At 74.8% G+C, this 26,000-nt stretch carries 25 protein-coding genes; 17 read left to right on the forward strand and 8 right to left on the reverse strand.

Features of this window, described 5'->3' with window-relative positions; translation table 11 throughout:
• Nucleotides 1-25 precede the first annotated feature (25 nt).
• Entirely contained in the window at nt 26-1,240 is a 1,215-nt protein-coding gene (gene serB / locus BLT72_RS12580; RefSeq protein ID WP_091413205.1) for a phosphoserine phosphatase SerB, read from the reverse strand.
• A complete protein-coding gene (locus tag BLT72_RS12585; protein ID WP_091413206.1) occupies nt 1,237-1,971 on the reverse strand; it encodes a pirin family protein in 735 nt (244 codons plus the stop codon). Before BLT72_RS12585 ends, serB begins: the two co-directional genes overlap by 4 nt.
• A 49-nt stretch (nt 1,972-2,020) precedes the next feature.
• Between BLT72_RS12585 and BLT72_RS12590 the strand changes: the two genes are divergently transcribed.
• The 3 genes from BLT72_RS12590 (at nt 2,021) to BLT72_RS12600 (ending at nt 3,268) form a co-directional block, all read left to right on the forward strand.
• A complete protein-coding gene (locus tag BLT72_RS12590; RefSeq protein WP_091413207.1) occupies nt 2,021-2,521 on the forward strand; it encodes a DUF427 domain-containing protein in 501 nt (166 codons plus the stop codon).
• Nucleotides 2,518-2,874: an MGMT family protein gene (locus BLT72_RS12595; protein ID WP_091413208.1), complete on the forward strand. Its 357-nt coding sequence runs from the start codon at nt 2,518-2,520 to the stop codon at nt 2,872-2,874. Before BLT72_RS12590 ends, BLT72_RS12595 begins: the two co-directional genes overlap by 4 nt.
• A 190-nt stretch (nt 2,875-3,064) precedes the next feature.
• Nucleotides 3,065-3,268, forward strand: coding sequence for a cold-shock protein (locus BLT72_RS12600; RefSeq protein ID WP_091413209.1), 204 nt, complete (start codon nt 3,065-3,067; stop codon nt 3,266-3,268).
• 108 nt (nt 3,269-3,376) lie between these two features.
• Here BLT72_RS12600 and moeZ read toward each other — a convergent pair whose 3' ends face one another.
• Nucleotides 3,377-4,567 carry an adenylyltransferase/sulfurtransferase MoeZ gene (gene moeZ, locus BLT72_RS12605; protein ID WP_091413210.1) on the reverse strand — a complete coding sequence of 397 codons (1,191 nt, stop codon included), beginning with the start codon at nt 4,565-4,567 and terminating at the stop codon, nt 3,377-3,379.
• A 115-nt stretch (nt 4,568-4,682) separates the two neighbouring features.
• On the reverse strand, nt 4,683-5,594 hold the full coding sequence (locus BLT72_RS12610; RefSeq protein WP_091413211.1) for an aminoglycoside phosphotransferase family protein: 912 nt from the start codon (nt 5,592-5,594) through the stop codon (nt 4,683-4,685).
• A 32-nt stretch (nt 5,595-5,626) separates the two neighbouring features.
• Between BLT72_RS12610 and ligD the strand changes: the two genes are divergently transcribed.
• Nucleotides 5,627-6,649: a non-homologous end-joining DNA ligase gene (ligD, locus tag BLT72_RS12615; RefSeq protein WP_091413212.1), complete on the forward strand. Its 1,023-nt coding sequence runs from the start codon at nt 5,627-5,629 to the stop codon at nt 6,647-6,649.
• A 5-nt stretch (nt 6,650-6,654) separates the two neighbouring features.
• Complete coding sequence (locus BLT72_RS12620; protein WP_231930024.1) at nt 6,655-7,290, forward strand: TetR/AcrR family transcriptional regulator; 636 nt, start codon at nt 6,655-6,657, stop codon at nt 7,288-7,290.
• Between the two features lie 90 nt (nt 7,291-7,380).
• Here BLT72_RS12620 and BLT72_RS12625 read toward each other — a convergent pair whose 3' ends face one another.
• The 3 genes from BLT72_RS12625 to BLT72_RS12635 form a co-directional block, all read right to left on the reverse strand.
• Nucleotides 7,381-8,202: an ATP-binding cassette domain-containing protein gene (locus BLT72_RS12625; protein ID WP_091413213.1), complete on the reverse strand. Its 822-nt coding sequence runs from the start codon at nt 8,200-8,202 to the stop codon at nt 7,381-7,383.
• 2 nt (nt 8,203-8,204) lie between these two features.
• A complete protein-coding gene (locus BLT72_RS12630; protein WP_091413214.1) occupies nt 8,205-9,236 on the reverse strand; it encodes an ABC transporter permease in 1,032 nt (343 codons plus the stop codon).
• 81 nt (nt 9,237-9,317) lie between these two features.
• The gene (locus tag BLT72_RS12635) at nt 9,318-10,424 is read right to left on the reverse strand and encodes a substrate-binding domain-containing protein (RefSeq protein WP_091413215.1); all 1,107 of its coding nucleotides are present in this window, start codon (nt 10,422-10,424) and stop codon (nt 9,318-9,320) included.
• A gap of 226 nt (nt 10,425-10,650) precedes the next feature.
• Between BLT72_RS12635 and BLT72_RS12640 the strand changes: the two genes are divergently transcribed.
• The 12 genes from BLT72_RS12640 (at nt 10,651) to BLT72_RS12695 (ending at nt 24,788) form a co-directional block, all read left to right on the forward strand.
• Complete coding sequence (locus BLT72_RS12640) at nt 10,651-11,640, forward strand: LacI family DNA-binding transcriptional regulator (RefSeq protein ID WP_197677014.1); 990 nt, start codon at nt 10,651-10,653, stop codon at nt 11,638-11,640.
• A 61-nt stretch (nt 11,641-11,701) separates the two neighbouring features.
• Nucleotides 11,702-12,604: an ATP-dependent sacrificial sulfur transferase LarE gene (larE, locus tag BLT72_RS12645; RefSeq protein WP_231930025.1), complete on the forward strand. Its 903-nt coding sequence runs from the start codon at nt 11,702-11,704 to the stop codon at nt 12,602-12,604.
• Between the two features lie 2 nt (nt 12,605-12,606).
• Nucleotides 12,607-13,317, forward strand: a complete 711-nt coding sequence (larB, locus tag BLT72_RS12650) for a nickel pincer cofactor biosynthesis protein LarB (RefSeq protein ID WP_091413216.1) — start codon at nt 12,607-12,609, stop codon at nt 13,315-13,317.
• Complete coding sequence (gene larC, locus BLT72_RS12655; RefSeq protein WP_091413217.1) at nt 13,314-14,552, forward strand: nickel pincer cofactor biosynthesis protein LarC; 1,239 nt, start codon at nt 13,314-13,316, stop codon at nt 14,550-14,552. Before larB ends, larC begins: the two co-directional genes overlap by 4 nt.
• Before the next feature lie 128 nt (nt 14,553-14,680).
• A complete protein-coding gene (locus BLT72_RS12660; protein WP_091413218.1) occupies nt 14,681-15,922 on the forward strand; it encodes a toxic anion resistance protein in 1,242 nt (413 codons plus the stop codon).
• Nucleotides 15,909-16,487 carry a hypothetical protein gene (locus BLT72_RS12665; protein WP_231930026.1) on the forward strand — a complete coding sequence of 193 codons (579 nt, stop codon included), beginning with the start codon at nt 15,909-15,911 and terminating at the stop codon, nt 16,485-16,487. The genes BLT72_RS12660 and BLT72_RS12665 overlap by 14 nt, the downstream gene beginning before the upstream one ends.
• Nucleotides 16,484-17,683 (forward strand): AAA family ATPase, encoded by a 1,200-nt coding sequence (locus BLT72_RS12670; RefSeq protein WP_231930027.1) that lies wholly within the window; start codon nt 16,484-16,486, stop codon nt 17,681-17,683. Before BLT72_RS12665 ends, BLT72_RS12670 begins: the two co-directional genes overlap by 4 nt.
• Nucleotides 17,680-19,005, forward strand: coding sequence for a hypothetical protein (locus BLT72_RS12675; protein ID WP_091413222.1), 1,326 nt, complete (start codon nt 17,680-17,682; stop codon nt 19,003-19,005). The genes BLT72_RS12670 and BLT72_RS12675 overlap by 4 nt, the downstream gene beginning before the upstream one ends.
• Nucleotides 19,002-19,997 carry a glutamate ABC transporter substrate-binding protein gene (locus BLT72_RS12680; RefSeq protein WP_231930028.1) on the forward strand — a complete coding sequence of 332 codons (996 nt, stop codon included), beginning with the start codon at nt 19,002-19,004 and terminating at the stop codon, nt 19,995-19,997. Before BLT72_RS12675 ends, BLT72_RS12680 begins: the two co-directional genes overlap by 4 nt.
• Entirely contained in the window at nt 19,994-21,241 is a 1,248-nt protein-coding gene (locus tag BLT72_RS12685) for a hypothetical protein (RefSeq protein ID WP_197677015.1), read from the forward strand. The genes BLT72_RS12680 and BLT72_RS12685 overlap by 4 nt, the downstream gene beginning before the upstream one ends.
• Entirely contained in the window at nt 21,238-23,682 is a 2,445-nt protein-coding gene (locus BLT72_RS12690; protein ID WP_091413229.1) for a serine/threonine-protein kinase, read from the forward strand. The genes BLT72_RS12685 and BLT72_RS12690 overlap by 4 nt, the downstream gene beginning before the upstream one ends.
• The gene (locus BLT72_RS12695; RefSeq protein ID WP_091413230.1) at nt 23,679-24,788 is read left to right on the forward strand and encodes a PP2C family protein-serine/threonine phosphatase; all 1,110 of its coding nucleotides are present in this window, start codon (nt 23,679-23,681) and stop codon (nt 24,786-24,788) included. Before BLT72_RS12690 ends, BLT72_RS12695 begins: the two co-directional genes overlap by 4 nt.
• Before the next feature lie 115 nt (nt 24,789-24,903).
• Here the strand turns inward: BLT72_RS12695 and BLT72_RS12700 are convergent, their stop codons facing one another.
• Nucleotides 24,904-25,956, reverse strand: coding sequence for a M48 family metallopeptidase (locus BLT72_RS12700; RefSeq protein ID WP_091413231.1), 1,053 nt, complete (start codon nt 25,954-25,956; stop codon nt 24,904-24,906).
• Nucleotides 25,957-26,000 lie beyond the last annotated feature (44 nt).

Here is a 26,000-nt window from a genome sequence, read left to right on the forward strand (position 1 = left end):
GGACGCACCCGACGGCCCCGGCGTCTCAGGCCGGCGCGGCCTCCGCACCCCGGTCGACGTCGGTGCCGCGGATGCCCAGCATGAACAAGATGGCGTCGAGGTAGGGCACGGAGACGGTGGTGTCGGCCTGGGCGCGGACCACCGGCTTGGCGTTGAAGGCGATGCCGAGGCCGGCGGCGGCCAGCATGTCCAGGTCGTTGGCGCCGTCGCCCACGGCGACGGTCTGGGAGAGCGGGACGCCCTCGGCCGCGGCGATCTCGGCGAGCAGCCGCGCCTTGCCCGCCCGGTCGACGACGGGTCCCTCCACCTCGCCGGTCAGCACGCCGTCGACGACGGCCAGGCCATTGGCGTAGGAGTGGTCGAGGCCCAGCTCGTCGCGGAGCCGGTCGGTGAACGGGGTGAAGCCGCCGCTGACGATGCCGACCGTGAAGCCCAGCCGCTTGAGGGTGCGGACGAAGGTCCGGGCCCCCGGGGTGAGCCGGATCCGCGCCTGCACCCGCTCGACGGCGGCCTCGTCCAGGCCCGCCAGCAGCCGGACGCGCTCCCGCAGGGAGCCCTCGAAGTCGAGCTCCCCCGCCATCGCCCGGGCGGTGATGCCCGCGACCTCCTCGAGCCGGCCCGCCTCGTCGGCCAGCAGCTCGATGACCTCGTCCATGATCAGCGTCGAGTCGACGTCCATCACGACCAGCCGCTTGGCCCGCCGCTCCAGCCCGTTGACCTGCACGGCCACGTCGATGCCGTGCTCGCGGGCGACCTCGACCAGCGCCCGGCGCATCGCCTCGACGTCCCCGGCGATGACGACGAGGTCGTAGGCCGTCACCGGCGTGGTGGCCAGCCGCACGACCCGGTCGATGTTGCCCCCGGTGCCCGCGACGGCCGCGGCGACGGCGGCCAGCGCGCTCGCCGGCAGCGGGCGGCCGAGGACGGTGACGGCGTGCCGGACCAGCTGGGCCCGGCGCGACCGGGCCTCGACGCGCTCGAACTCGATCCGCAGGTCGCGGGTGAACCCCCAGTAGAGGATGTCGCGGAGCAGCCGGTCGTCGGCGCCGGCCAGCCGGACGAGCACGTCCAGGGTCAGCCGCTCGCGGACGACGAGCTGCTCCAGGTCCTCCAGGACCGCGCCCGCGTCGCCGAGCAGCTGCAGCAGCTCGGCCGTCACCCGCGGCCGGTCGGCGCCGTAGACGCGGATGAGCAGCGGCCGCTCGGCCCCCGCCTCGGGGGCCGCCGTCGGCTCGCTCACGGGGCGAACGTCCAGACGAGCACCTCGGCCTCGGTGACGGCGGTCGCCCGCAGGGCCGCCTCCCCGCTCACCCGCAGTGCGTCGCCGGCCTCCAGCGCCCCGACCACCTCGAGGTCCAGCGAGCCGCGGAGCACGAACAGGTGGGCGAGCGGTCCCGCGGGCAGCACGCGGGACGTGCCGGGCGCGAGCACGGTCACCCACAGCGTCGACCCGGCGCTGGCGACGGTGACGGCCGCGTCGGCGTGCCCCCCGGCGGCGACCGGCACCCAGTCGGCGGTCAGCGCGGCCCGGTCCACCTCGCCCTGGCCGTAGGAGGGCGGCAGCCCGGGCTCGTCGGGCCGCAGCCACATCTGGACGAACCGGGCGGGTGCGGGTGGGCGGTCCGGGTCGGTGGTGTGGGCGTCGTTGCGCTCGGCGTGCACGATCCCGGACCCGGCGCTCATCCGCTGGGCCAGGCCGGGCACGACGACCCCGCGGTGCCCGGCGGAGTCGGCGTGCACCAGCGAGCCCTCGGCCACCCAGGTCAGGATCTCGGCGTCGGCGTGCGGGTGGTCGTCGAACCCGCGGCCGGCCAGCAGGGACTCCTCGTTCAGCACCACCAGCGGTCCGTGCCCGACGTGGTCCGGGTCGTAGTGGGCGCCGAAGGAGAAGACGTGCGCCGTCTCGACCCCCGGCGCCGCGGTGCGGAAGCGGTCCGCGGCACGCCGCAGCTGCAGCAGGGGGTCGCTCACCCGCCCAGTATCGCGGGGACCGCCGGGTCGGGCCGTCTAGGCTCACCCCATGGCCTCCCGACCCGTCCCCGACGCCATCGCCCCCGGCCAGGAGTCCGTGTGGGACTACCCGCGCCCGCCCGCCCTGGTGGCCAGCGAGGAGCTGGTCACGGTCGTGCTTGGCGGGGTGGAGATCTGCGAGACCTCGACCAGCTGGCGGGTGCTCGAGACGTCCCACCCGCCGACGTACTACCTGCCGCGCAGTGCCTTCCGCGAGGGTGCGCTGGTGCCGGCGCACGGCGGCTCGTTCTGCGAGTGGAAGGGTCAGGCGTCCTACCTCGACGTGGTCGGCGGCACCACGGTCCGGCCCCAGGCCGCCTGGTACTACCCGCAGCCCAGCCCGCGCTTCGCCGCCCTGCGCGGGCACGTGGCGCTGTACCCCGGGATGATGGACTTCTGCCTCGTCGACGGGGAGCGGGTCGAGCCGCAGCCGGGCGGCTTCTACGGCGGCTGGATCACCGCGGGCGTGGTGGGACCGTTCAAGGGCGGCCCGGGCAGCAACGGCTGGTGACCGGGGAGCCGTTCGAGCCCGGAGCCGCGGACCCCGAGGCCTACGTCGAGGCCGTGCTGCGGCTCGTGGAGCAGGTCCCGGCCGGCCGGGTGACCACCTACGGCGACCTCGCCGAGGCGGTCGGCCGCGGCGGGCCGCGGCAGGTCGGGCACGTGATGGCGACCTGGGGCGGGGGCGTCCCGTGGTGGCGGGTGGTGCGCGCGGACGGCTCTCCGGCCCGCGGCCTCGAGCAGGAGGCGCTGCGCCGGCTGGCCGCGGAGGGGGCCCCGTTGCGGGGCCGCCGCGTGGTGCTGGTCGAGGCCCGGCAGCCACCCGCCGGACACCGACCCGGGCCGCCGCCGGACGTCGCGTGATCGGGTTCTCCGAGGGGTTCCCAAGCCGCCGCGTTGTGTGACAGGCTGATCCCGCTGTTGCAAGTGGTCTGTGTCGTGGTACGTGCTACGCCCCCAGAACTATTGCGTGGGCGTCAGTCATTCCCTGGTGCCCGACAGCAGTCGGGGTCGTGAGGTGCGGCCTCGAATGCCAGATCATAGGGAGAATGACATGGCGCAGGGAACCGTCAAGTGGTTCAATGCCGAGAAGGGCTACGGCTTCATCGCCGTGGACGGCGGCGGTCCGGACGTTTTCGTCCACTACAGCGCGATCGAGTCGACGGGTTTCCGGACCCTCGACGAAGGTCAGCGCGTCGAGTTCCAGACCACGCAGGGCCCCAAGGGCCCGCAGGCTGACCAGGTCCACGCCATTTGAGCGCCTGTCACCCGCAGCAGCAGGAGTAGTTGCAGGAACCATGAAGCCCCTCACACCGGTGGTGTGAGGGGCTTCGTGCTCGTGGCGAGCGAGGACAGCCCTCGACCGTCAGTAGGCAGGTTGGGTGGTGTCGATCTGGGTGACCCAGGCGCTCACGCCGCCGCCGACGTGGACGGCGTTGTCGAGGCCGGCGCCGCGGACGATGGCGAGCACCTCCGCGGAACGGATGCCGGTCTTGCAGTACAGGACCACCTGCTTGTCCTGCGGGAGCTGCGCCAGGGCCTCGCCGGTCTGGAAGTCGCCCTTGGGGATCAGCACCGAGCCGGGGATCTGGTTGATGTCCCGCTCGACCTTCTCCCGGACGTCGATCAGGACGAAGTCCTTCTCGCCCTGCTCGCGGGCGTTCAGCCAGTCCTCGAGCTGCTGGACGCCGACGGTGTGCCCGGCGACGGCCTCGGCGGCCTCCTCGGTGATCGCGCCGCAGAAGGCGTCGTAGTCGATCAGCTCGGTGACCGTCGGGTTCTCACCGCAGACGGCGCAGTTCGGGTCCTTGCGGATCTTCAGCTGCTGCCAGCTCATCTCGAGCGCGTCATAGATCTGCAGCCGGCCGACCAGCGGGTCGCCGATGCCGGCGAGCAGCTTCAGCGCCTCGGTGACCTGGGTGGCGCCGATCGAGGCGCACAGCACGCCGAGCACGCCGCCCTCCGCGCAGCTGGGCACCATCCCGGGGGGCGGGGGCTCCGGGTAGAGGCACCGGTAGCAGGGTCCCTGGTCGGCCCAGAAGACGCTGACCTGGCCGTCGAAGCGGAAGATCGAGCCCCAGACGTACGGCTTGTGCAGCAGCACGGCGGCGTCGTTGACCAGGTAGCGCGTCGCGAAGTTGTCCGTGCCGTCCACGATCAGGTCGTACTGGGCGAAGATCTCGAAGACGTTGTCGTTGTCCAGCCGGACGTCGTGCACCACCACCTCGACGAACGGGTTGGTCTCGGCGATCGACTCCTTGGCCGACTGCGCCTTGGACTTCCCGATGTCGGACTGGCCGTGGATGATCTGGCGCTGCAGGTTCGACTCGTCGACGGTGTCGAACTCGACGATGCCGAGCGTCCCGACCCCGGCGGCGGCCAGGTAGAGCAGCGCGGGGCTGCCCAGGCCGCCGGCGCCGATCACCAGCACCTTGGCGTTCTTGAAGCGCTTCTGGCCGTCCATGCCGACGTCCGGGATGATCAGGTGGCGGCTGTAGCGGCGCACCTCGTCGATGCTCAGCTCAGCAGCGGGTTCCACCAACGGCGGCAGGGCCACGGTCGTCTCTCCTCGGTCGTCAGGGCGTCACGGATGACGCGTGATCCTCTCCTCGAACGTCTCACCGCGGCCGGCTATTCCGAGCCGTGGACGCGCGTCCCGGCCCGCGGCAGCCTCACCGCTGGACGGCCTTGACGATGGTGAGGGCCCGGGTGACCTCGTCGCGGTCCAGGCGGCCGTCGCCCAGCCCCCACACGAACTCCATCATCGAGCGCACCACCACCCAGCCCCGGACGCGGTCCTCGTCCAGCCCGGCGGCGTCGACCACGGTCTCGAGACGCGCCACCAGCGCACCCCGCAGGTCGTGCGACGCCACCGCCTCGGGCCAGCGGTTGCTGAGCAGCGGCGCCACCTCGAAGGCCGGGTCCCCGGCGAGCGGCGCGCCGTCGATGGCCAGCCACTCCCCCTCGCGCTCCCCGAGCCCGGCCAGCACGTTCCCGTAGTGCAGGTCGCCGTGCAGCAGCGCGCGGTCGGTCCCGGGGTCGGTCGCCAGCTCGCGGGCGAGCCCGGCCGCCTGGTCCACGAAGCGGCGGGGGGCGACGCCGGCGGCGTCGAGCGCGGTCAGCTCCCCCGACCAGCGCCGGGCCACGTCGGAGAGCCGGTCCAGCTGGGGCAGCGGCGGTCGGTGCAGCCGGCCGTACAGGCCGGCGATCACCGCGCAGGCCTCCAGCACGTCCGCGCTCTCGAGGTCGCGCGACGCGTCGGCCCGCTCCAGCAGCAGCACCCCGCGGCGCGGGTCGGCCCGCAGCAGGGTCACCGCGGCGTCCCCCGCCCACGCCCGCAGCGCCAGGTGCAGGTGCTCCTGGTCGGGGTGCGGCCAGCCCAGCCGGAGCGCGGCCGGCTCGCCCTCGGCGGTCCGCACCGGGAGCACGAGGGCGCTGACCCCGGCCCGGGCCGGACCGTCGACCACCAGCTGCCAGCGGTCCAGCACGTCCCGCTCCAGCCGCGGCAGCGCCGCCAGCCAGCGGCCCCAGTCCTCGCCGCGGTAGCCGTGCTCGAGCAACGGGGCCGGCAGCGGGAGGTCCACGCCGTCACGGTAGGGGATGCCAGACTGCGGCCATGGCCCAGGCGGAGCAACCGGCACGGGACGTCACCACCGAGGTCGACGGCCGGGTGCTCGGCCTCACCAACCTGGACAAGGTGCTCTACCCCGCCACCGGCTACACCAAGGCCGAGGTCGTCAGCTACTACCTCCAGGTGGCGCCGACGATCCTCCCCCACGTCCGCGACCGGGCGATGACGCGGCTGCGGTACCCCGACGGCGTTCGCTACGACGAGCCCCGCGAGGAGCGCGGCGGCAGCACCCCGCCCCCGGGTGGCGCGTTCTACGAGAAGAACGCCCCGGCCGGCACCCCGCCGTGGGTGCCGCGCCAGCGGGTGGGGACCAGCGACGGGGTCATCGACTACGTCGTCGTCGACGAGCCGGCCACGCTGGTCTGGCTGGCCAACCTGGCCGCCCTGGAGCTGCACACGCCGCAGTGGACGATCTCCTCCGGCACCGCGGGCGCGGACGGCGTGCTGGACCTCCCCGCGGAGGAGCCCCGGCCCGGGGAGCCGCTGGCCGACCGGGTCGTCGTCGACCTCGACCCGGGAGCGGGCATGAGCATCGTCGAGACGGCGCGCGCCGCCCTGCTCGTGGCCGGGGTGATGGCGGCCGACGGGCTGGTGCCCGTCCCGCAGAGCTCGGGCAGCAAGGGGATCCAGGTCTACGCGGCGATCGCCCCGTGCCGCAGCAGGGACGCCTGGGCCTACACCAGGCGCCTGAACGCGACGATGGCCCGCAGCCACCCGGACCTCTTCGTCGCCGCGATGTCGGTCGAGCAGCGTCGCGGGCGCATCTACGTCGACCACAACCAGAACCTCGCCGCCCGGAACACCATCGCGCCCTACAGCCTCCGCGGGCGGGAACGGCCCTCGGTCGCCACCCCCGTCACCTGGGAGGAGGTGGGCGCGGTCAGCGCGCCCGAGGACCTCCGCTTCTCCCCCGAGGACGTCCTGGCCCGCCTCGAGGAGCACGGCGACCTGGCCGCGGACCTGCTGGACGAGGACCGTCCACCGCTGCCGAGCGCCCCAGTAGGGTGACGGACGTGACTTCGCAGGCCGGCACCCGGGCGACCCGGATGCCCCGCGACCAGCGGCGCGCCTCGCTGCTGGAGGCCGCCAACGAGGTCTTCACCAGCCGGGGCTACCACGCGGCCGCGATGGACGACATCGCCGAGGCCGCCGGCGTCTCGAAACCCGTGCTGTACCAGCACTTCCCGTCCAAGCTGGACCTCTACCTGGCCCTGCTCGACGCCAGCTGCGACTCCCTCGTCGAGGTCGTCCGCGACGCGCTGGCCAGCCACGACCACAACGCCGACCGGGTCGTCGCCACCATCGACGCGTTCTACGCCTTCGTCTCCAGCGCCAGCGGGGAGTTCCGCTTCGTCTTCGAGTCCGACCTCACCGGCGACGCGTCGGTGCAGAAACGGCTGTGGCAGGTCAACGAGGAGATCGCCGACCTGATCGCCGAGGTGATCGAGTCCGACACCGCGTTGCCGCGGGAGCAGTCGAAGCTGCTGGCCATCTCCCTGGTGGGCAACGCCCAGGTCAGTGCGCGCTACTGGGTCTCCAGCGGGATGACCATCCCCGTCGAGGAGGCCACCTCGCTGGTCAGCCGGCTGGCCTGGCGGGGGATCCGCGGCTTCCCGCTGACCGGGTACGACCCGGCCCGCCTGCACTGACGACGACCGGTCGCGCGGCGGTGGGAGCCGGACCGCCCGCGCCCTGAGCTCGTCGAGGTCCCTGCGACGAGCTCAGCGCGCGGGTCGGGGTCAGCCGCGCTCGAGGGTGGTGGCGCCGGTCATGATCGCCACGGCCTCGGTCGGGGTGTGCGACTGCGGGGTGATCACGCCGGCCACCCCGCCCAGCCGGGCGATGTGGATCCGGTCGGCCACCTCGAACACGTTGGGCATGTTGTGGCTGATCAAGATCACCGGCAGGCCCTTCTCCTTGATCTGGTTGATCAGGTTGAGCACCTGCCGGGTCTCCTTGACCCCCAGCGCCGCGGTCGGCTCGTCGAGGACGACGAACTTGGTGGCGAAGGTGGCGGCCCGGGCGACGGCGACCGCCTGGCGCTGCCCGCCGGACAGGGTCTCGACGGCCTGGTCCATGTTCTGCACGGTCGCGATGCCCAGGTTGGCCATCGACGTGCCGGCGTCGGCCTTCATGCCCTTCTTGTCGAGCATCCGGAACACCGACCCGAGCACGCCGGGCCGCCGGCGCTCCCGGCCGAGGAACATGTTGGCCGAGATGTCCAGGGCGGGCGCGACCGCCAGCGTCTGGTAGACCGTCTCGATGCCGGCGGACCGGGCGTCCTGGGGCGAGCGGAAGCTCACCTCCTGGCCGTCGACGAAGACCTGGCCCGAGTCGGGGATGAGCGCGCCCGTCATGGCCTTGATCAGCGTCGACTTGCCGGCGCCGTTGTCGCCGATGATCGCCAGCACCTCGCCGGGGAACAGGTCGACGTCGACCCCGTCGAGGCCGATCACCCGGCCGAAGGTCTTGATCAGCTTCCGGGCGGACAGCACGGTGGTGCTGGGGTCCGCCAGGTCGCCGGCCGGTCCGCGGTACTTCTCGTCGGTGGGAGAGGACATGTCTACCCCTTGACCTTTCTGATCCACTGGTCGACCGAGACGGCGACGATGATGAGGACACCGATCGTCAGGATGCGCAGCTGGTCGTCCACGTTCGCCAGCGCCAGGCCGGTGTTGAACGCGTAGACGATCAGGGCGCCGAGGATGGTGCCGAGGATGCCGCCGCGCCCGCCGAAGAGGCTGGTGCCGCCGATCACGACGGCGGTGATGGTCTCCAGGTTGGCCCCGACGATGGCGTTGGGGCTCGCGGTGCCGGCACGGCCGATCAGGACCCAGGCGGTGAAGCCGTAGATCAGCCCGGCCACGGTGTAGACGCTCAGCAGCACCCGGTCGACGCGGATGCCGACCAGCCGGGCCGCGTCGATGTCGTCGCCCACGGCGTAGACGTGCCGGCCCCACGCGGTCTGGCTGAGCGCGAAGGCGACGACCGCGGCGAGCAGGATGACCACCAGCACCCCGAGGGTGAGGTTGAACGGCCCGATGGCGAACCGGGTCCCCATCACGTTGAGGATGGGCGGCATCTTCGCCTTGCCGACGCTCGCGCCGCCGGAGTAGAGCAGGCCGATCGCGGTGAAGATGCTCAGGGTGCCGAGGGTGACGATGAACGGCGGCAGGTTGAGCCGGGTGACCAGGAACCCGTTGAAGAACCCGCACGCGGTCCCGAACAGGATGCCGATCAGCAGCGCCAGGACGCCCGGGACGCCGTTGTTGGCGGACAGGTTCGCCATCAGCAGCATGGCCAGGATGGAGATGGCGCCCACCGCGAGGTCGATGCCCGCGGTGAGGATGACGAGGGTCTGGCCGATGGCCAGCGCGGCGATGACCGCCGTCTGCTGCAGCACGATGGAGATCGTGCCGGGCTGGGCGAACCGCGGGTTGATGATCGTGAAGACGATGCACGCGATGACCAGCACCATGAGCGGGCTCAGCGCGGGGCGGGCGTGCAGCTGGTGCTGGATGCGTTGCAGGGGCGACTGCCGCCGGAGGGCGAACTGCTCAGCCGCAGTCGCCGGCGCTTGGGTGTCTACGCTCATGATGGCTTCCTTGCCGGGGTGAGAGTCGGGGACGGTGCCCGGCCGGCTCGCCGCAGCGGGACCGACCGGGCCGGGGACGGGCTACTTGCCCCAGCAGACCGCTTCGCCGGCGGCGACGTCAATGCTCTCGACGCCGTCCATGGGCTTGTCGGTGACCAGGGCCACGCCCGTGTCGAAGAAGCCGAGACCCGGCGTCACGGCCGGCTTCTCACCGGTCGCCTTGAACTTGGCGATCGCCTCGACGCCGAGCTGCGCCATCTTGACCGGGTACTGCTGGGAGGTCGCCGCGATCACGCCGCTCTTGACCGCCTCCAGGCCGGGGCTGCACCCGCCGTCGACCGACACGATCGTGACGTCCTCGAGCCCGGCGGCGTCGAGGGCCTCGGAGGCGCCAACGGCGGCCGGCTCGTTGATCGTGTAGACGACGTTGATGTCCTTGGACTGGTTCAGGCACGTCTCCATCGCCGTCCGCCCCTTGTCCTGGGCGCCGTTGGTGGGCTCGTTGCAGAAGATCTGGTACTCCCCGCCCTTGCCCCCGGTGTAGCTGCCGGTCTTGTCCTCGTCGCCGTTCTTCTCCTTGTCCTTGACGTCGATGCCCATGCCCGTCAGGAAGCCCTGGTCGCGGTTGTAGTCGACGCTCGCGATCTTGTCGTTGAAGAGGTCGAGCATGGCGATGTTGGCCTTCTTGCCGTCCAGCGAGGCCGCGGCCCACTGGCCGATCAGCTCACCGGCCTTGAAGTTGTCGGTGGCGAAGGTGATGTCGGCGACGTCCGGCGGGTTGGGCGGCGTGTCCAGTGCGATGACGTAGAGGCCCGCGTCGCGCGCCTGCTGGATGGCGGGGTTGACGCCGTCGGTCGCGGGGGTGATCAGGATGCCGTCGTCCCCGCGGGCCATGGCGGCCTCGATGGCCTGGATCTGGGTGGCCTCGTCACCGTCCTCCTTGCCGGCGGCGGTGGTGATGGTGACGTTGTTGGCCTTGCCCGCCTCCTCCGCGCCCTGCTGCATGGCGATGAAGAACGGGTTGGTGGCGGTCTTGGTGATCAGGGTGACGGCGAGCTCCTCGCCGCCGCCGCTGGCGGAGCCGCCGGGCTCAGCCGTGTCCCCACCGCAGGCGGTCAGGGTGAGGGTGACGGCGGCGGCGATGGCCAGACCGGCCACCAGCCGCGGGTTTCGGGTCGAGTGCTTCATGCATGCCTCTCCATCGGGTCACACAGGGACACCTGGAGCCGGCGGCCTCAGGCTGCACCGTTCTCAACATGACAACGGTGTCATGGACTGTTTCTAGACGATTCCGGTCAAACCGTCAAGCCTTGTGGGCGGATCGTGTCCTGCTCGCTATAGTCGCTGGACACGAAGGGAGACACCGGTGTCAGTTCCGATCCGTGCCCACCGGACGCGAGCGACGATCCGCGATGTGGCGGCCCTCGCGGGCGTCGGCATCAAGACCGTCTCCCGGGTGATCAATGACGAGGCCAACGTATCGCCCGGGATGCGTCAACGGGTGCAGTCCGCGGTGGTGGCGCTGAACTTCCAGCCGCACCAGGGGGCGGGGGCGCTCCGCCGCGCCGACCACAAGACGCGGACGCTCGGCCTGCTCCTCGACGCCGTCGACAACCCCTTCTCCGCCACCATCAACCGGGCCGTCGAGGCCGTCGCCTCCCGGCACGGCACGGCGGTCTTCGCGGCCAGTTCCGACGACGACCCCGAGCGCGAGCGCTCGCTGGTCGACGTCTTCACCCGCCGTCGGGTCGACGGGCTGCTGCTGACCATGATCGGGCAGGACCACGGCTACCTCCAGGCCGAGCGCGAGCAGGGCACGCCGCTCGTCTTCCTCGACCGGCCGCCGATCGGGCTGCTGGCCGACGCCGTCGTCACCGACAACCACGCGGCGGCGCGCACCGCGACGGAGCACCTGCTGGCCGCCGGGCACCGGCGGGTCGCCCACGTCGGCGACGAGCTGACCATCTCGACCGCGCGGGACCGGCGGCAGGGGTTCACCGCCGCCGTGGAGGCGGCCGGGCCCGACGTCGTCGCCCACCACGTCGACGACCTGCGCTCCGAGGCCGAGGCCGAGGCCGCCGTGCGGGCGCTGCTGGACCTGGCCGAGCCGCCGACCGCCCTCTTCACCGCCCAGAACCTGGTGACGATCGGCGCCCTGCGCGCCCTGCACGGCACCGGCCGCCAGCACGAGGTGGCGCTGGTCGGCTTCGACGACCTGCTGCTGGCCGACCTGCTGGAACCCGGCGTGACCGTGATGGCCCAGGACCCGGCGCGGATCGGCACCCTGGCCGCCGAGCGGCTGTTCGACCGGCTGGGCGGCAGCAGCGGACCGGAGGAGACGGTGGTCGTCCCCGCCGCCCTCGTCGTCCGCGGCTCGGGCGAGATCGCGCCGCCCGGGCGCTGAGCGCCGGCTCCGGCCCGGGCAGGGGCCAGGGCTCCGGCCGACCGCGGCTAGCGTGGGTCCCGTGACCGCCACCCGCACCGCCGCCCCCGGGCACCTCGCGGCCCCCGCTGCCGGGGACGCCGCCGTCCGCGCCGCCACCCCCGACGAGCTCGCCACCGTGCTCGAGGACCTGCGGGGTCGGCTGGCCGGCGTCCGGCGGCTGGGCGTCGCCTTCTCCGGCGGCGTCGACTCCTCCCTGCTCCTGGCCCTCGCCGTCCGCGTGCTGGGCGCCGACGGGGTCGTCGCGCTGCTCGGGGTCTCCCCCAGCCTCGCCGTCGACGAGCGGGTGGCCGCCCACGAGGTGGCCCGCGAGATCGGCGTCGGCGTCGTCGAGGTGACCACCCACGAGGGCGAGCGGCCGGAGTACCAGGCCAACGGCCCCGACCGCTGCTTCTTCTGCAAGGACGAGCTGTTCACCCGGATCGACGACGAGGTGGTGGCCGCGCACCGGCTCGACGCGGTGGCCTACGGCGAGAACGCCGACGACGCCCGTCGCCCCGACCGGCCCGGCTCGCAGGCCGCCACCACCCACGCCGTCCTCCGGCCCCTCGCCGACCTGGGGCTGACCAAGGCCGACGTCCGCCGGCTCGCCCGCGGCCTGGACCTGGCCGTCGCCGACAAGCCGGCGGCGCCGTGCCTGGCCTCCCGCATCCCGCACCACGAACCGGTCACCCCCGAGAAGCTGCGGCAGGTCGACCAGGCCGAGAGCGCGCTGCGGGGCCTGGGTCTGACCGACCTCCGGGTCCGCCACCACGGTGACGTCGCCCGCGTCGAGCTGCTGGCCGAGGACCTGCCCCGGGCCGTCGTCGAGCCGCTGCGGAGCGCCCTCCAGGCGGCCGTCCGGGCGGCCGGCTTCCGCTTCGTCGCCCTGGACCTCGGCGGGATCCAGTCCGGGGCCTTCACCCTGCCGCTGGTGACCCGCTGACCATGGCCGAGACCACCCCCACCCCGCCCGCCGCCCCCGCCGCCGGCGGCTCCCCGGCCGAGGTGCTGGCCGCGTTCGCCACCCTCGACACCGACCGGCAGGCCCGCCGCGGCTACCCGGAGGCCGTCTACTGCGCGGGCAAGACACCCGCCCAGGTCGGCCTGATCGCCGCCGACGCCCGCCGGCACGCGCAGGTGACGCTGTTCACCCGCGCCGGAGCCGAGCACGCCGCGGCGGTGCTGACCGCGCTGCCCGACGCCGTGCACGACCCCGACGCCGGGCTGCTGGCCTGGCCGCCCGAGCCGCCGCCGGCGTCCGGTGGGCTCGTCGTCGTCGTGGCCGCGGGCACCTCCGACCTGCCCGTCGCCCGGGAGGCCCTGCTGACCGCCCGCTACCTGGGCCGGCGGACCGAGCTGGTCGTCGACGTCGGCATCGCCGGCCTGCACCGCGTGCTGGGCCACCTCGACCTGCTGCGGAGCGCGCGGGTGGTCGTCGTGGCCGCCGGCATGGACGGCGCGCTGCCCGGCCTGGTCGCCGGCCTGGTGAGCGCACCCGTCGTGGCGCTGCCCACCTCCGTCGGCTACGGCGCCGCCTTCGAGGGCGTCGCGCCCCTGCTCACCATGCTCAACGCCTGCGCCCCGGGCGTGGCGGTGGTCAACATCGACAACGGCTACGGCGCCGGGCACCTGGCCGCCCAGATCGCCGCGTCGTGAGCGGCCGGCACGCCTGGGTCGACGCCTCCGCCGGCGTCGCGGGCGACATGCTGCTGGGCGCCCTGGTCGACGCGGGCGCGGACCTCGCGCAGGTCCAGCACGCCGTCGACGCCGTGGTGCCCGGCGCCGTCCGGCTGGTCGCCCGCGGGGTGCTGCGGGCCGGCCAGTCCGCCACCAAGGTGGACGTGGAGGTGCTCACCGACGACCTGCCGCACCGGCACTGGCGGGAGATCCGCACGATGGTCACCGACGCCGAGCTGGCGGAGCGCACCCGGGCCCGGGTGCTGGCCACCTTCGGCCGGCTGGCCGAGGCCGAGGCGCGGGTGCACGGCACCAGCCCCGAGGACGTGCACTTCCACGAGGTCGGCGCGCTCGACTCGATCGCCGACGTGGTCGGCGTCTGCGCCGCCCTCGAGCTGCTCGACGTCGCCACGCTGAGCGCGGGCCCGGTGGCGGTCGGCTCGGGTCGGATCCGGACGGCCCACGGCGACATCGGCGTCCCGGTGCCCGCGGTCGTCCAGCTCTCCACCGGCAAGCGGGTCGTGGCCGGGGGCCGCGGTGAGCTGGCCACGCCGACGGGGATGGCGCTCGTGGTCGCGCTCAGCGAGCGGGACGAGGACCTGCCGGCCCTGGTCGTCGACGGCGCGGGCGCCGGCGCGGGCACCAAGGACTTCCCCGACCGGCCGAACCTGACGCGGGTGCTGCTCGGCACGGTGGCCGCGACGGCGGCCTCCGCCGCCGACGGCGGTGGGGACCGCGTCACCGTGCTCGAGGCGAACGTCGACGACCTCGACCCGCGGCTGTGGCCGGGGGTGCTGGACCGGCTGCTGGCGGGCGGCGCCCTCGACGCCTGGCTGGTGCCGATCCTGATGAAGAAGGGCCGGCCCGCGCACACGCTCACCGTGCTGGCCCACCCGCACCGGGTGGCCGCGCTGCGCGACCTCGTCTTCGCCGAGACCTCGACCCTCGGCGTCCGGGCCTCGGCCTGGACGCGGACCGCGCTGCCCCGCGGCTGGGTGGACGTCGCCGTCGGGGGCGCCGTGGTGCCGGTCAAGGTGGGCCACCGCGACGGCCGGGTCGTCCGGGCCACCCCCGAGTTCGACGCGGTCGAGCAGCTGGCCGGCCGCACGGGACGTCCGGTCCCCGACGTGCTGGCCGACGCGGTCGCCGCCGCGACGACGGCCGGGCTCGTGCCCGGCGCGGTGCTGCCCGACGGGCTGCGTCCCACCGTCTGATCCGGGCTCCAGATCAGGGGCCGACCCGGGCTCGGAGCACCCCCGCTGGACCGCCCGGTCGGTTACATTCAGAGCCGCCGACCGGCCCCTCGGCCCGGCCGTGCCCCCCGCTCCCCTGGAGGACCTCGATGACCGAGCCCACGTCCGCTGCGCCCTCGCCGCTGGCTCCGCCCGACCCGAGCCCGCTGACGCTGACCGCGGCCGCTCCGCCGCGTCCCGTCGCCGCCACCGCCGCGCCGGCGATGGCCCCGCAGGTGGACCCGGCCACGGTGCCCGCGCTGGACCAGAAGGTCGACGGCTTCCTCGACGCCCTGGCCGCCGCACAGACCCGGTCGCCGCAGTTCACCGCCCAGGCCGAGAACGTCCGCGCGATGGGCGACGCCGACATCCGGCGGGCCGCCGAGACCTCGAACCGGCTGCTGCAGGCCCCCGTCCGCGCGCTGCAGGAGGGCGGGCTGGCCGAGGGCTCCACCGTCGGGCAGACCTTGCTGGACCTGCGCCGCACCGTCGAGGAGCTCGACCCCAGCCAGGCGACCGGGACCCGCAAGCTGCTCGGCTTCCTGCCCTTCGGCGACAAGGTCGTCGACTACTTCCGCAAGTACCAGGCGGCCCAGAGCCACCTCGACGGCATCCTGCACAGCCTCCGCAACGGCCAGGACGAGCTGACCCGGGACAACGTCGCCCTGAACATGGAGAAGCAGAACCTGTGGGCCGCCATGGGTCGGTTGAACTCCTACATCTACGTGGCGGAGCGGCTCGACGCCCGGCTCGTCGAGCAGATCGCGGCCCTGGAGCTCAGCGACCCGGAGCGCGCCAAGGCCCTCAGCCAGGACGTGCTGTTCTACGTCCGGCAGAAGCACCAGGACCTGCTGACTCAGCTGGCCGTGGCGATCCAGAGCTACCTGGCCATGGACGTCGTGATCAAGAACAACCTCGAGCTGATCAAGGGGGTCGACCGGGCCTCGACCACGACGGTCTCGGCCCTGCGCACCGCCGTCATCGTGGCGCAGGCGCTGAGCAGCCAGAAGCTGGTGCTCGACCAGATCGGTGCGCTGAACTCCACGACGTCGGACCTCATCCAGCGGACCTCGGAGATGATGCGCGACAACTCGGCGCAGATCCAGCAGCAGGCCGCCTCCGCGACCCTCGGGCTGCCCCAGCTGAAGGCCGCGTTCGCCAACATCTACGCGACCATGGACTCGATCGACACCTTCAAGAGGCAGGCGCTGGACACCATGGCGACGACCATCGGGACGCTCGAGTCGGAGGTCGTGAAGTCGCGCGAGTACCTCGACCGGGTCTCGCGGCAGGACGCCCAGCTGGCCTCCGGCGCCCTCGACCTCGACACGGACCCCGGTGCCGGTCGTTGACCAGGGGGCGGCCGTCATGGGCCTGAGGGCGTGGTTCGCACGGTTGGGCGGCCGGCCCGAGCCGGTCGCCGAGCCGGCGCCGCGCCCACGGACCCCGACCGCGGAGGACATCGGTGCGGCCCTCGACGCGGTCGAGCACCTGGTCGCCGGCGGGGCCGTGCCCGCCCTGGTGCAGTCCCGGGTGCGGCGGGTGGTCGGCACGGTGCGCGACACCGTCCCCCGGCTGGCCAACCTCGGCCCGGGCAGCGCCCAGGCCTACACCGTCGTCGCCACGGCCACCGACTACCTCCCGCAGGCGTTGAGCAACTACACCCGGCTGCCGCGGTCCTGGGCCGACTCCCGGCCGGTCGAGGGCGGCAAGACGTCGCTGATGCTGCTGGTCGACCAGCTCGACCTGCTCGCGGCCACGATGGACCAGGTCCTCGACGCCGTGGTCCGGGTGGACGCCGACGCGCTGGTCGCGCACGGGCGCTTCCTGCAGGAGAAGTTCGGCCGGCTCGGCGCACCCGCCCCGCTGGACCCACCGCCCGCGGCCACCCCGCGCAGCAGCCTGGACCTGCCGTGAGTGGCGAGGGACGTCCCGACCCCGCGGGCCTGCGGGCCGTGCTCGCCGAGGCGCTCGACCGGATCGCCGCGCTCCGCGCCCAGCAGGACGGCATCACCACCGCGGACCCGCGCGGCAGCAGCCTCGACCTCGACCCCCTGGCTCCCCTGCTGCCCGGGGCGTTCCCGGGGATCGGCGGCTCGCCGGCGCCCGAGCGCGGAGCGCGGCCCTCGTCGCCCGAGCGCGGAGCGCGGCCCCCGTCGCCCGAGCGCGGCGGTGCCACCGTGCCTGAGCCTGTCGAGGGCCCCTCGACGGGCTCGCGGGGCGGTGGTGCCGAGCAGCCGCCCGCCCGGCCGCTCGAGGAGCTGCTGGCCGAGCTCGACGCGCTGACCGGGCTCGCCGAGGTCAAGGCCGAGATCCACCGCCAGGTCGCGGTGCTGCGGGTCGAGAAGCTGCGCGCCGAGGCGGGGCTGAAGTCCCCGACGATCACCCGGCACCTGGTCTTCGTCGGCAACCCCGGCACCGGCAAGACGACCGTCGCCCGGCTGGTGGGCGGCATCTACCGCGCCCTGGGGCTGCTCTCCACCGGGACGCTGGTCGAGGTCGACCGCTCCGAGCTGGTCGCGGGCTACCTGGGCCAGACGGCGACCAAGACCGCCGACGTCGTCGCCTCGGCCGCCGGCGGCGTGCTGTTCATCGACGAGGCCTACAGCCTGGCCGGCGACCAGTACGGCCGGGAGGCCGTCGACACCCTGGTCAAGGAGATGGAGGACCGGCGCGACGACCTGGTGCTCATCGTCGCCGGCTACCCCGACCCGATGGTCGCCTTCATCGCCCAGAACCCCGGCCTGGCCAGCCGCTTCCGCACCACGATCGAGTTCGCCGACTACCGCGACGACGAGCTGACCGCGATCCTGCAGGGCATGGCCGCGGCCGCGGACTACGACCTCGGCGAGGGCTGCCTCGACCGCTTCGCCGCCCGGCTGGCCGCCACCCCCCGCGGACCGTCCTTCGGCAACGGCCGCTTCGCCCGCAACCTGCTCGAGGCCGCCGTCGGCCGGCACGCCTGGCGGCTCCGCGAGGTCGGCGCGCCGACGCTGGAGCAGCTCCGCACGCTGACCGCCGAGGACTTCGAGGCGACGACGGCGGACGGCGTGCCCCCGCTGGAGCACCCCGTGGACGTCGTCATCGGACCCGAGCAGGAGGAGACGCCGTGAGCCAGTCCGCCCCGGGCACCGGGGTCGCCACGGCGCTGGCCCCGGCGGCCGCGCCGTCGACGGCGCCCCCGGCCACCGCCGCGCCGTCCGCTCCGGCGGCCGTCCCGGTCGCACCCCGCCGCGGCGCTCCCCTGAGCACCCCGCGGCGGCTGCAGCTGCTGAGCGGCGGGCTGGTCGCCCTGGGCGTGCTGGTCGCCCTCGCCGGGGTGCTCACCTTCGGCCTGCTGGTCGTCGTGCTCGACCGCGCCGACGCCGACACCGAGCAGCTGGTGCGGGTGCAGTCCATCCAGACGAGCCTGCTGAGCGCCGACGCGACGGCCACCAACGCGTTCCTGGTCGGCGGCCTGGAGCCGGCGGCGCAGCGCGCCACCTACGACGAGGCGATGAGCACCACGAGCGGGCTGATCGCCGAGGCCGCGCAGGCCCAGCCCGCCGACGCGGCCGCGCTGGCCGTCCTCAACCGCCAGGTCCTCGACTACGACGCCGCCATCGAGCGGGCCCGCGCCAACAACCGGCAGGGCTTCCCGGTCGGCGCGCAGTACCTCCGCGGGGCCAGCGCCCAGCTCCGCAGCGCGGCGCTGCCGGTGCTCGACGAGCTCGTCGCGGCCAACGCGGAGCGGGCCGGCAGCCGGATGCGGGTCGGCGGCGGGGCCGTCTTCCCCGTCGTCGTCGGGCTCGCGCTGGTCGGCCTGGTCCTCGCCCAGGTGTGGCTGGCCCGCCGCTTCCACCGCCGCATCAACCCCGGTGTGCTGGCCGCCAGCGCGGTGCTCCTCGTCGCGCTGCTGGTCTCCGTGGTCGGGCTGGTCCGGCTCGCCGACGGCGTCCGCAGCATCCGGGCCGGCTCGTTCGCCGACGTCAACGCCGCCGCGGGCGCCCGGATCGGCGCCAACGACGCCAAGGCCAACGAGAGCCTGACGCTGGTCGCCCGCGGCTCCGGCGGTGCCTTCGAGAAGGCGTGGACGGCCTCGGCCGGCCGGGTCGACGAGCAGCTCGCCGTGCTGGGCAGCGGTCCCCTGCAGACCGGCTGGCGCCGGTGCACCGAGACCCACCAGCAGATCCGCGCGCTGGACGACGGAGGCCGCTGGGACCAGGCGGTGGCCCTGGCCACCGGCACGGGTGAGGAGCAGGCCAACGGCCGCTTCGCCGTCGTCGACGCCGGCCTGGCCGAGGAGCTCGCCAGCTCCGGCGCCGCCACCGGCAACGCCCTCGCGGGCCGGCTCCCCGGTCTGGTCACCGCGGCCGTGCTGAGCCTGCTGGCCGGCGTCGCCGTCGCCCTGCTGGGCCGGCGCGGGATCGCCACCCGGCTGCGGGAGTACCGGTGACGCGCCCGGGCGGGGGGCCGCGGGCCCGGGTGCGGGCGCTGCTGGCCGGCGGGGTCCTGCTCGCCCTGCTCCCGGCCTGCGGCGTGCTGTCCGACACCCCGACGCCCCTGCCGCCGGCCCCGACGGCCCCCGCGGCCCCGTCCACGGCTCCCGGGCCTGCGTCCGCCGCCTGCGACGACGCGCTGCAGTCCTACGCCCCGGACGGGCCGCTGCCCGGCCCGGACGACCTGCCCGCCGGCTCGACGATGGCCAGGATCCGCGAGCGCGGACGGCTGGTCGCCGGCGTCTCGGCCGACACGTACCTGCTGGGGTCGCGGAACCCGCTCAACGGGCGCGTCGAGGGGTTCGACATCGACCTGGTCAAGGCCGTGGCCAAGGCGATCTTCGGCGACGAGGACCGCTACCAGCTGCGGGTGATCACCGCCGCCGACCGGATCCCGCTGCTGGAGAGCGGCGCCGTCGACCTGGTCGCGCGCAACATGACCATCACCTGCGACCGCTGGACGCAGATCGCCTTCTCCACCGAGTACTACCGCTCGGGCCAGAAGGTCCTCGTCCGCCGTGGCTCCAAGGCCACCTCCCTGGCCCAGCTGGCCGGCACGAAGGTCTGCGCCCCGCGCGGCACCTCCAGCCTGACCACCCTGCGCGCCAAGGCCCCCGAGGCGGTGGCGGTGGAGTCGGACTCCCACACCGGCTGCCTGGTGCTGTTCCAGCAGGGCGAGGTCGACGCGATCACCGGGGACGACACCGTGCTGGCCGGCCTGGCCGCCCAGGACCCGTACGCCGTCGTGCCCGCGCAGAAGGCGGCCACGGCCGAGCCCTACGGGCTGGGCATGAACGCCGACGACGTCGACCTCGTCCGGTTCGTCAACGCCCGGCTCGCGCAGATGCGCGGCAACGGGGAGTGGAAGGCCATCTACGACCGCTGGCTGGCCGAACCGCTCGGCCCCGCCCCGGCACCGCCGAAGGCCGTGTACGGGCGGGAGCGGTGAGCCTGCCGGCCGCCGCCCCGACCGGTGGGCCGGGCACCGACGCGGTCACCGTCGCCCCCGTGGCGCCGGGCCGGCTCGGCGTCCCGCTGACGGTCGAGGAGGCCGCCCGCTACCTGCCCGCCCTGGAGCGCTGGTCCGCGGCCCGGCGGACCGAGCTGGACGCCCTCGACAAGGCCGCGCTGGCCTCCCCGCAGGGCTCGGGGGCCACCCCCGACCTGCTGCTCTCCCTGGCGCTGTGGAAGGCCGTCGCCGACCGCGCCGCGCTGCTGACCGCGACCTGGGCCGGTGGCCGGGTGGGCGCGGTGGAGCGGGAACGGCTGTCCACCTTGGTCTGGGGGCGGCTGGACACCCGGGTGACCGCCCCCGGCACCCCGAGCGGCCTCCTCGAGACCGCCGCCGGGCTGGCCGTCTCGCTGCCCGAGGCGTGCCGGCTGTCCGACGCCCTGGTGGCCTCGCTGCGGGTCCGGCTGGGCCTGGACCTGTCCGCCGCCGAGGTGACGGCCCGGCTGCGCGCGCTGCGGGCGCAGCTGGAGCGGATCCGGGAGCAGGTGGGCACCGAGCCGGCCGGCCGGCACCAGCAGGAGGGGGCGGCGACCGCGGCCCGGCTGGCCCGCCGGCTGGCCGACGTGCGCGACAAGGCCGGCCGCGGCGGCGACGTCGACGGCCTGCTGGGCCCGCTGGAGATCGAGGCGTCCACCGCCGAGCGCGACCTCATCGTCGGCGCGGCCCGACGCCGGGAGGCGGCCTCGCGGCTGGAGCGCGCCCGCGGGCTGCGCACCGAGCTGGAGGCCCGGGAGGCCGCCCTGGCCCAGCTGGTGCAGCAGTGCGTCGCCACCGTCGACCCCGCCCCCCGGTACGCCGTGCCCGACGTCTCCGTCCTCGGGCCCGTCCCCAACACCCCCGCCGCGCTGGACGCCTACCTCGACCGGCTGGAGCAGGTCTCCCGGGCGATGTCGGTGGTCCAGGGCGCCTACGGGCAGGCGCTGCGCGACCACGAGGAGCTGGTCGCGCGGCTGGACGCCCTGCGGGCCAAGGCCACCGCCCTCGGCGTCGCCGAGCAGCCCGACCTCCGCCGCGGTCACGCGCTGGCCGCCGAGACGCTGGAGCGGCGGCCCTGCCCGATGGGCATCGCGCAGCAGCTGGTGGCCCTCTACCTCAGCTACCTGGGTGCGGCGACGGCCCCGCCGCGGCCCCGCACCGCCACCCTGGACCGGACCCCGCGACCCGAGGAGCGGCACCCGTGACCGCCTGCACCCAGCCCGGCTGCACCGGCAGCTACGCCGACGGCTACTGCGACGTCTGCGGCTCCCCTGCGGCGCCCACCGCCCCCGCGGCGCCCGCACCTGCGACCACCGCCCCCGCGCCGACCGGGGCCGCTCCGGTCGCCGTCGGCCTGGCGCCGGGCCGGTGCACCCAGCCGGGCTGCACCGGGTCCTACGTCGACGGCTACTGCGACGTCTGCGGCTCCCCGGCCCCGGCGGGGGTCGCCTCGGCGGCCGGCCCCGGCCCGCGGCCGGCGACGGCCGACGGCACCGCCGCCGCCGCCGGCGCAGGCCACCCGCTGGACGACGGCGGCGCCACGGGACCGGCCGGCGCAGCGTCGACCCGGACCCGGGGCTCGAGCCGCCTCGACTCCACCGCGCTCGGCTCCCGCCGCGCCGCCTCCGCGGGCTCGACGGTCACTTCCCGGGTGCGGTCCAGCTCGACGCGGATGCGGGCGGCGCGGCTCGGCGCCGGGCTGACCCGCGTCCCGCCGGCCCCCGTCGTCGACGCCTCGGCGGCGGTGATGACGGACCCGGTCGTCCCCGAGGACAAGCGGAGCTGCTCGGTCTGCGGCAACGCCGTCGGACGGACCCGCGACGGCCGGCCCGGCCGCCCGGAAGGCTTCTGCCCGCGCTGCGGCAGCGCCTACTCGTTCACGCCGAAGCTGGGCCCCGGGGACGTCGTCGCCGGCCAGTACGAGGTGGCCGGCTGCCTGGCGCACGGCGGGCTCGGCTGGATCTACCTGGCCCGCGACCGCAACGTCTCCAACCGCTGGGTGGTGCTCAAGGGCCTGCTGAACACCGGCGACGCCGACGCGCTGGCGGTGGCGATCGTGGAGCAGCAGTTCCTGGCCCAGGTCGAGCACCCGCTGATCGTCGAGATCTACAACTTCGTCACCCACGACGGCGCCGGCTACATCGTCATGGAGTACGTCGGCGGGGTCTCCCTCAAGCAGATCCTCAAGGCCCGGATGCGCGCGAACGGCGGGAGCTTCGACCCGCTGCCCGTCGACCAGGCGCTGGCCTACATCCTCGAGGTGCTGCCGGCCTTCAGCTACCTGCACGAGCTGGGCCTGGTCTACTGCGACTTCAAGCCGGACAACCTCATCCAGGTCGGCGACGCGGTCAAGCTCATCGACCTCGGCGGCGTCCGCCGGCTCGACGACGACGACTCCGCCATCTACGGCACCGTCGGCTACCAGGCCCCGGAGGTGGCCCGGCTCGGCACCAGCGTCGCCTCCGACATCTACACGATCGGCCGCACCCTCGTCGTGCTGATGACGGAGTTCCGCGGCTACCAGACCCGCTACGTCGCCAGCCTGCCGCCGGTCGAGGAGACCCCCCTCTTCGTCGAGCACGACTCGCTCTACCGGCTGGTCGCCAAGGCCTGCGCCCCCGACCCGGCCGACCGCTTCGCCTCCGTCGACGAGCTGCGCGTCCAGCTGCTCGGCGTGCTGCGCGAAGTCGTGGCCCAGCAGACCCCGGGCACGGCGCTGACCTCGGCGGCCTCGGTGCTGTTCGAGGCGCCGGCCGTGCTCGGCTCGACGCTGGCCTGGGACACCCTGCCGGCGCTGCGGGTCGACACGAGCGACTCCCAGTACGGCCGGCTGGCCGATGCCGCCGTCGAGGACCCGGCCGAGCGGCTGCAGCTGCTCGCCAGCGCCCCGCAGGACTCGCCCGAGATCTGGCTCGCGCGCGGCCGCGCGGCCCTGCAGCTCCGCCGACCGCAGGAGGTGGAGCGCTGCGTCGAGGCCATGCTGGCCGACGACCCGTGGGAGTGGCGGGCCGTCTGGCTGAGCGGGCTGTCCGCCCTGCAGCGCGAGGACTTCCCCGCCGCGCAGGCGGCCTTCAACGCCGTCTACGGCCAGGTGCCGGGCGAGCTGGCGCCCAAGCTGGCGCTGGCCGTCGCCTGCGAGCGGGGCGGGGAGTCGGTGGTCGCGGAGAGCCTGTACCGCACCTGCGCCGGCACCGACGCCAACTACGTCGCGCCCGCCGCCTTCGGGCTGGCCCGGATCCGGCGCGGCCGCGGCGACGTCACCGCCGCCGTGCAGGCGCTGGACCTGGTGCCCTCCACCAGCCGCGGCTTCACCGACGCCCGCCGGCTGCGCGCGTCCTACCTGGCCGAGGACGGCGAGGGCCTGCCCGCGCTGGGCCAGGCGATGGCCAGCCTCGGCGGGGTGCGGCTGGACCCCCAGGAGGAGGCGCAGCTGAGCGTGCAGATCCTGTCCCGGGCCCTGACGCTGGTGGACCAGGGCGGGCCGCGCGACGACGTCCGGATCGGTGCCCACGCCGCCCGGTCGGAGGAGCTGCGGGACGGCCTCGAGGCGGCCTACCGGCGGTGGGCGGCGACCGAGGACGACGAGCAGCGCCGGTGGTCGCTGGTGGACCAGGCCAACGAGGTGCGAAGGTGGACCCTGCGATGACCGAGACCTCTCCCCCGGCACCGGCTGCCGCCCGTCTGACCTGCCCCTCCTGCGGAGCGGAGGTCACCGACGCCGAGCGCTTCTGCGAGGCCTGCGGCGCCCCGCTCAGCCCCACCACCGAGGCGGTGACCGTGGTCGAGACCGGCGCCGAGAGCCCCGTCGAGCTCAGCCGGCCGGTGGGGGCGACGGCCGTCACAGCCACCCCGGAGCCCGCCGCCGCACCGCCCTGCACCAGCTGCGGGGGTGTCGTCGGCGAGGACGGCTACTGCACCACCTGCGGCACCCTGGCCCGCAGCCCCCGCGACCACTACGTCGAGCAGCCCGCCGCCTGGGTCGCCGCCGTCTGCGACCGCGGCGTCCGCCACCACCGCAACGAGGACGCGACCGCCGTCGCCGCCGACCCCGAGCCCGGCTCCCGCGCCGTGCTCGTCGTCTGCGACGGCGTCTCGACCTCCACCGACTCCGACGTCGCCGCCCTCGCCGGAGCCCGGAGCGCCCGGGACGTGCTGGTCGCGGCGCGGGCCACCGGCCTCGGCGTCACCGCCAGCCGGGCCGCGGCGCTGGCGCAGTCGTTCGGCGTCGCCTCGGCCCAGGCCAACGAGGCCGTGATCGCCAACACCGCCGCGGACAGCGACAACGCCGCCTCCTGCACCTTCGCCGCCGCGGTGCTCGAGGGCGAGCTCGTGGTCTTCGGCACCGTCGGCGACAGCCGGGTCTACTGGCTGCCCGACGCCGGCGCCGGCGACCCGCTGCAGCTCAGCGTCGACGACTCCATGGCGCAGGTGCGGATCGAGATGGGGGTCGACCGGGTCGAGGCCGAGAACGGCCCGCAGGCGCACGCGATCACGAAGTGGCTGGGCCGCGACAGCACCGACGTCGTGCCCCGCACCGGCTCCCTCACCCTGCAGGCGCCGGGCTGGCTGATGGTCTGCTCCGACGGCCTGTGGAACTACTGCTCCGACGCGGGCGAGCTGCAGGCCCTGGTCGCGGCGACGCAGGCCACCACCGGTCCCGACCCCCTCCCGCTGGCCGCGGCCCTGGTCGACTGGGCCAACGCCCAGGGCGGTCGGGACAACATCAGCGTCGCCCTCGCCCGGCACGCCTGAGCCCACCCGCGGCCTGAGCCCACCCCCCGCGGCCCGAGCCCACCCCCCGCGGCCTGAGCCTGTCGAAGGCCCCTCGACGGGCTCAGGGCGCGGGACCGGACGTGCGCGCCGCCGCTCAGGGGGTGCCGGGCGGGCGGCCCTGGGTCTGCCACCAGTCGCGCACCCGGGTGGCCGCGAAGCCCCCCACCGTGCCGACGGCGGCGCCCAGCTTGCCGACCAGGCTGACCAGGGGGTCGGACGAGCTGGCGAAGGTCTTCTGGTAGGACGCGGCGGCGGCCCGGACGTCGTCGCTGATCGGCGCGCTCGCGTCGTCCTCGCGGCGCAGGTAGTCCCCGCCCAGGATGGCGCGGTACTCCCCGCCCGCGGCCCACTGCTGCAGCTCGGCGGCGCGGAGCGCGGCCATCGGGTGCGACTGGCCGGAGATCTGCAGCAGCTTGAGCACCGAGTCCCGGACGTCGCCGCTGGACTGGTACTCCCGGGCCTGGTCGAGGAAGCCGGCGACGTCCATGTCGTCGGGGTCCAGGGCCCCGGCCAGCGCGGCGTGCACCTTGAGGGCCGCGGCCGGGTCCTGCGTGCAGAGCAGGCCGGCCCGGTCGGCCGACAGCTCGGCCTTCCGGTACCACTCGTGCAGGGCCAGCACGATGGCCCGCAGCCCCCACGCACCCAGCGGCAGCCACTGCACGTTGGCCGAGATGGCCACCAGCTGGGTCAGCACCATCCGGTACAGCCCGTGGCCCGACAGCACGTGGCCCACCTCGTGACCGATGACGAAGCGCATGCCGTCGGAGTCGAGCAGCTGGAGCATGCCGGTGGTGGTCACGATGATCGGCCGGTCGGTGCCGAGGGTCATGGCGTCCGGGTGCGGGTCCTGGGTGACGTAGAGCTCGGGCACCCGGGGCAGGTCGAGGGCGGTCGCGCACTCGGCGACCATGACGTGCAGCTCGGGGTACTGCCGCGCCGAGACGCGGACGGCGGTGGCCAGGTGGAGCAGCCGCTCGCTGCGCTCGCCGACCGCGCCGAGCACCGCCTTCAGGACCGCGTCGAAACCGGGGACGGCCCGCAGCGCCACCAGGGCGCCGCGGTCGGCCGGGTGCTCGTAGGCGCGGGGGCTGATGCCGGCGAAGCGGATCCGGCCCGGACGCAGCTCGCGGTTGCTGGCGTAGCTCATGGCCGCGATCGTAGGCCCGACGCGCGCCGGCCGCGGCGTCCCGC

This window comes from Friedmanniella luteola (assembly GCF_900105065.1).
Lineage (GTDB): Bacteria > Actinomycetota > Actinomycetes > Propionibacteriales > Propionibacteriaceae > Microlunatus > Microlunatus luteolus.

Coding starts and splice junctions, on each gene's coding strand:
- BLT72_RS12695 (WP_091413230.1), top strand. CDS start 23,679: ATGACCGAGACCTCTCCCCCGGCACCGGCTGCCGCCCGTCTGACCTGC.
- BLT72_RS12700 (WP_091413231.1), bottom strand. CDS start 25,956: ATGAGCTACGCCAGCAACCGCGAGCTGCGTCCGGGCCGGATCCGCTTC.
- BLT72_RS12660 (WP_091413218.1), top strand. CDS start 14,681: ATGACCGAGCCCACGTCCGCTGCGCCCTCGCCGCTGGCTCCGCCCGAC.
- BLT72_RS12635 (WP_091413215.1), bottom strand. CDS start 10,424: ATGAAGCACTCGACCCGAAACCCGCGGCTGGTGGCCGGTCTGGCCATC.
- larB (WP_091413216.1), top strand. CDS start 12,607: ATGGCCGAGACCACCCCCACCCCGCCCGCCGCCCCCGCCGCCGGCGGC.
- BLT72_RS12600 (WP_091413209.1), top strand. CDS start 3,065: ATGGCGCAGGGAACCGTCAAGTGGTTCAATGCCGAGAAGGGCTACGGC.
- BLT72_RS12625 (WP_091413213.1), bottom strand. CDS start 8,202: ATGTCCTCTCCCACCGACGAGAAGTACCGCGGACCGGCCGGCGACCTG.
- BLT72_RS12590 (WP_091413207.1), top strand. CDS start 2,021: ATGGCCTCCCGACCCGTCCCCGACGCCATCGCCCCCGGCCAGGAGTCC.
- BLT72_RS12630 (WP_091413214.1), bottom strand. CDS start 9,236: ATGAGCGTAGACACCCAAGCGCCGGCGACTGCGGCTGAGCAGTTCGCC.
- ligD (WP_091413212.1), top strand. CDS start 5,627: ATGGCCCAGGCGGAGCAACCGGCACGGGACGTCACCACCGAGGTCGAC.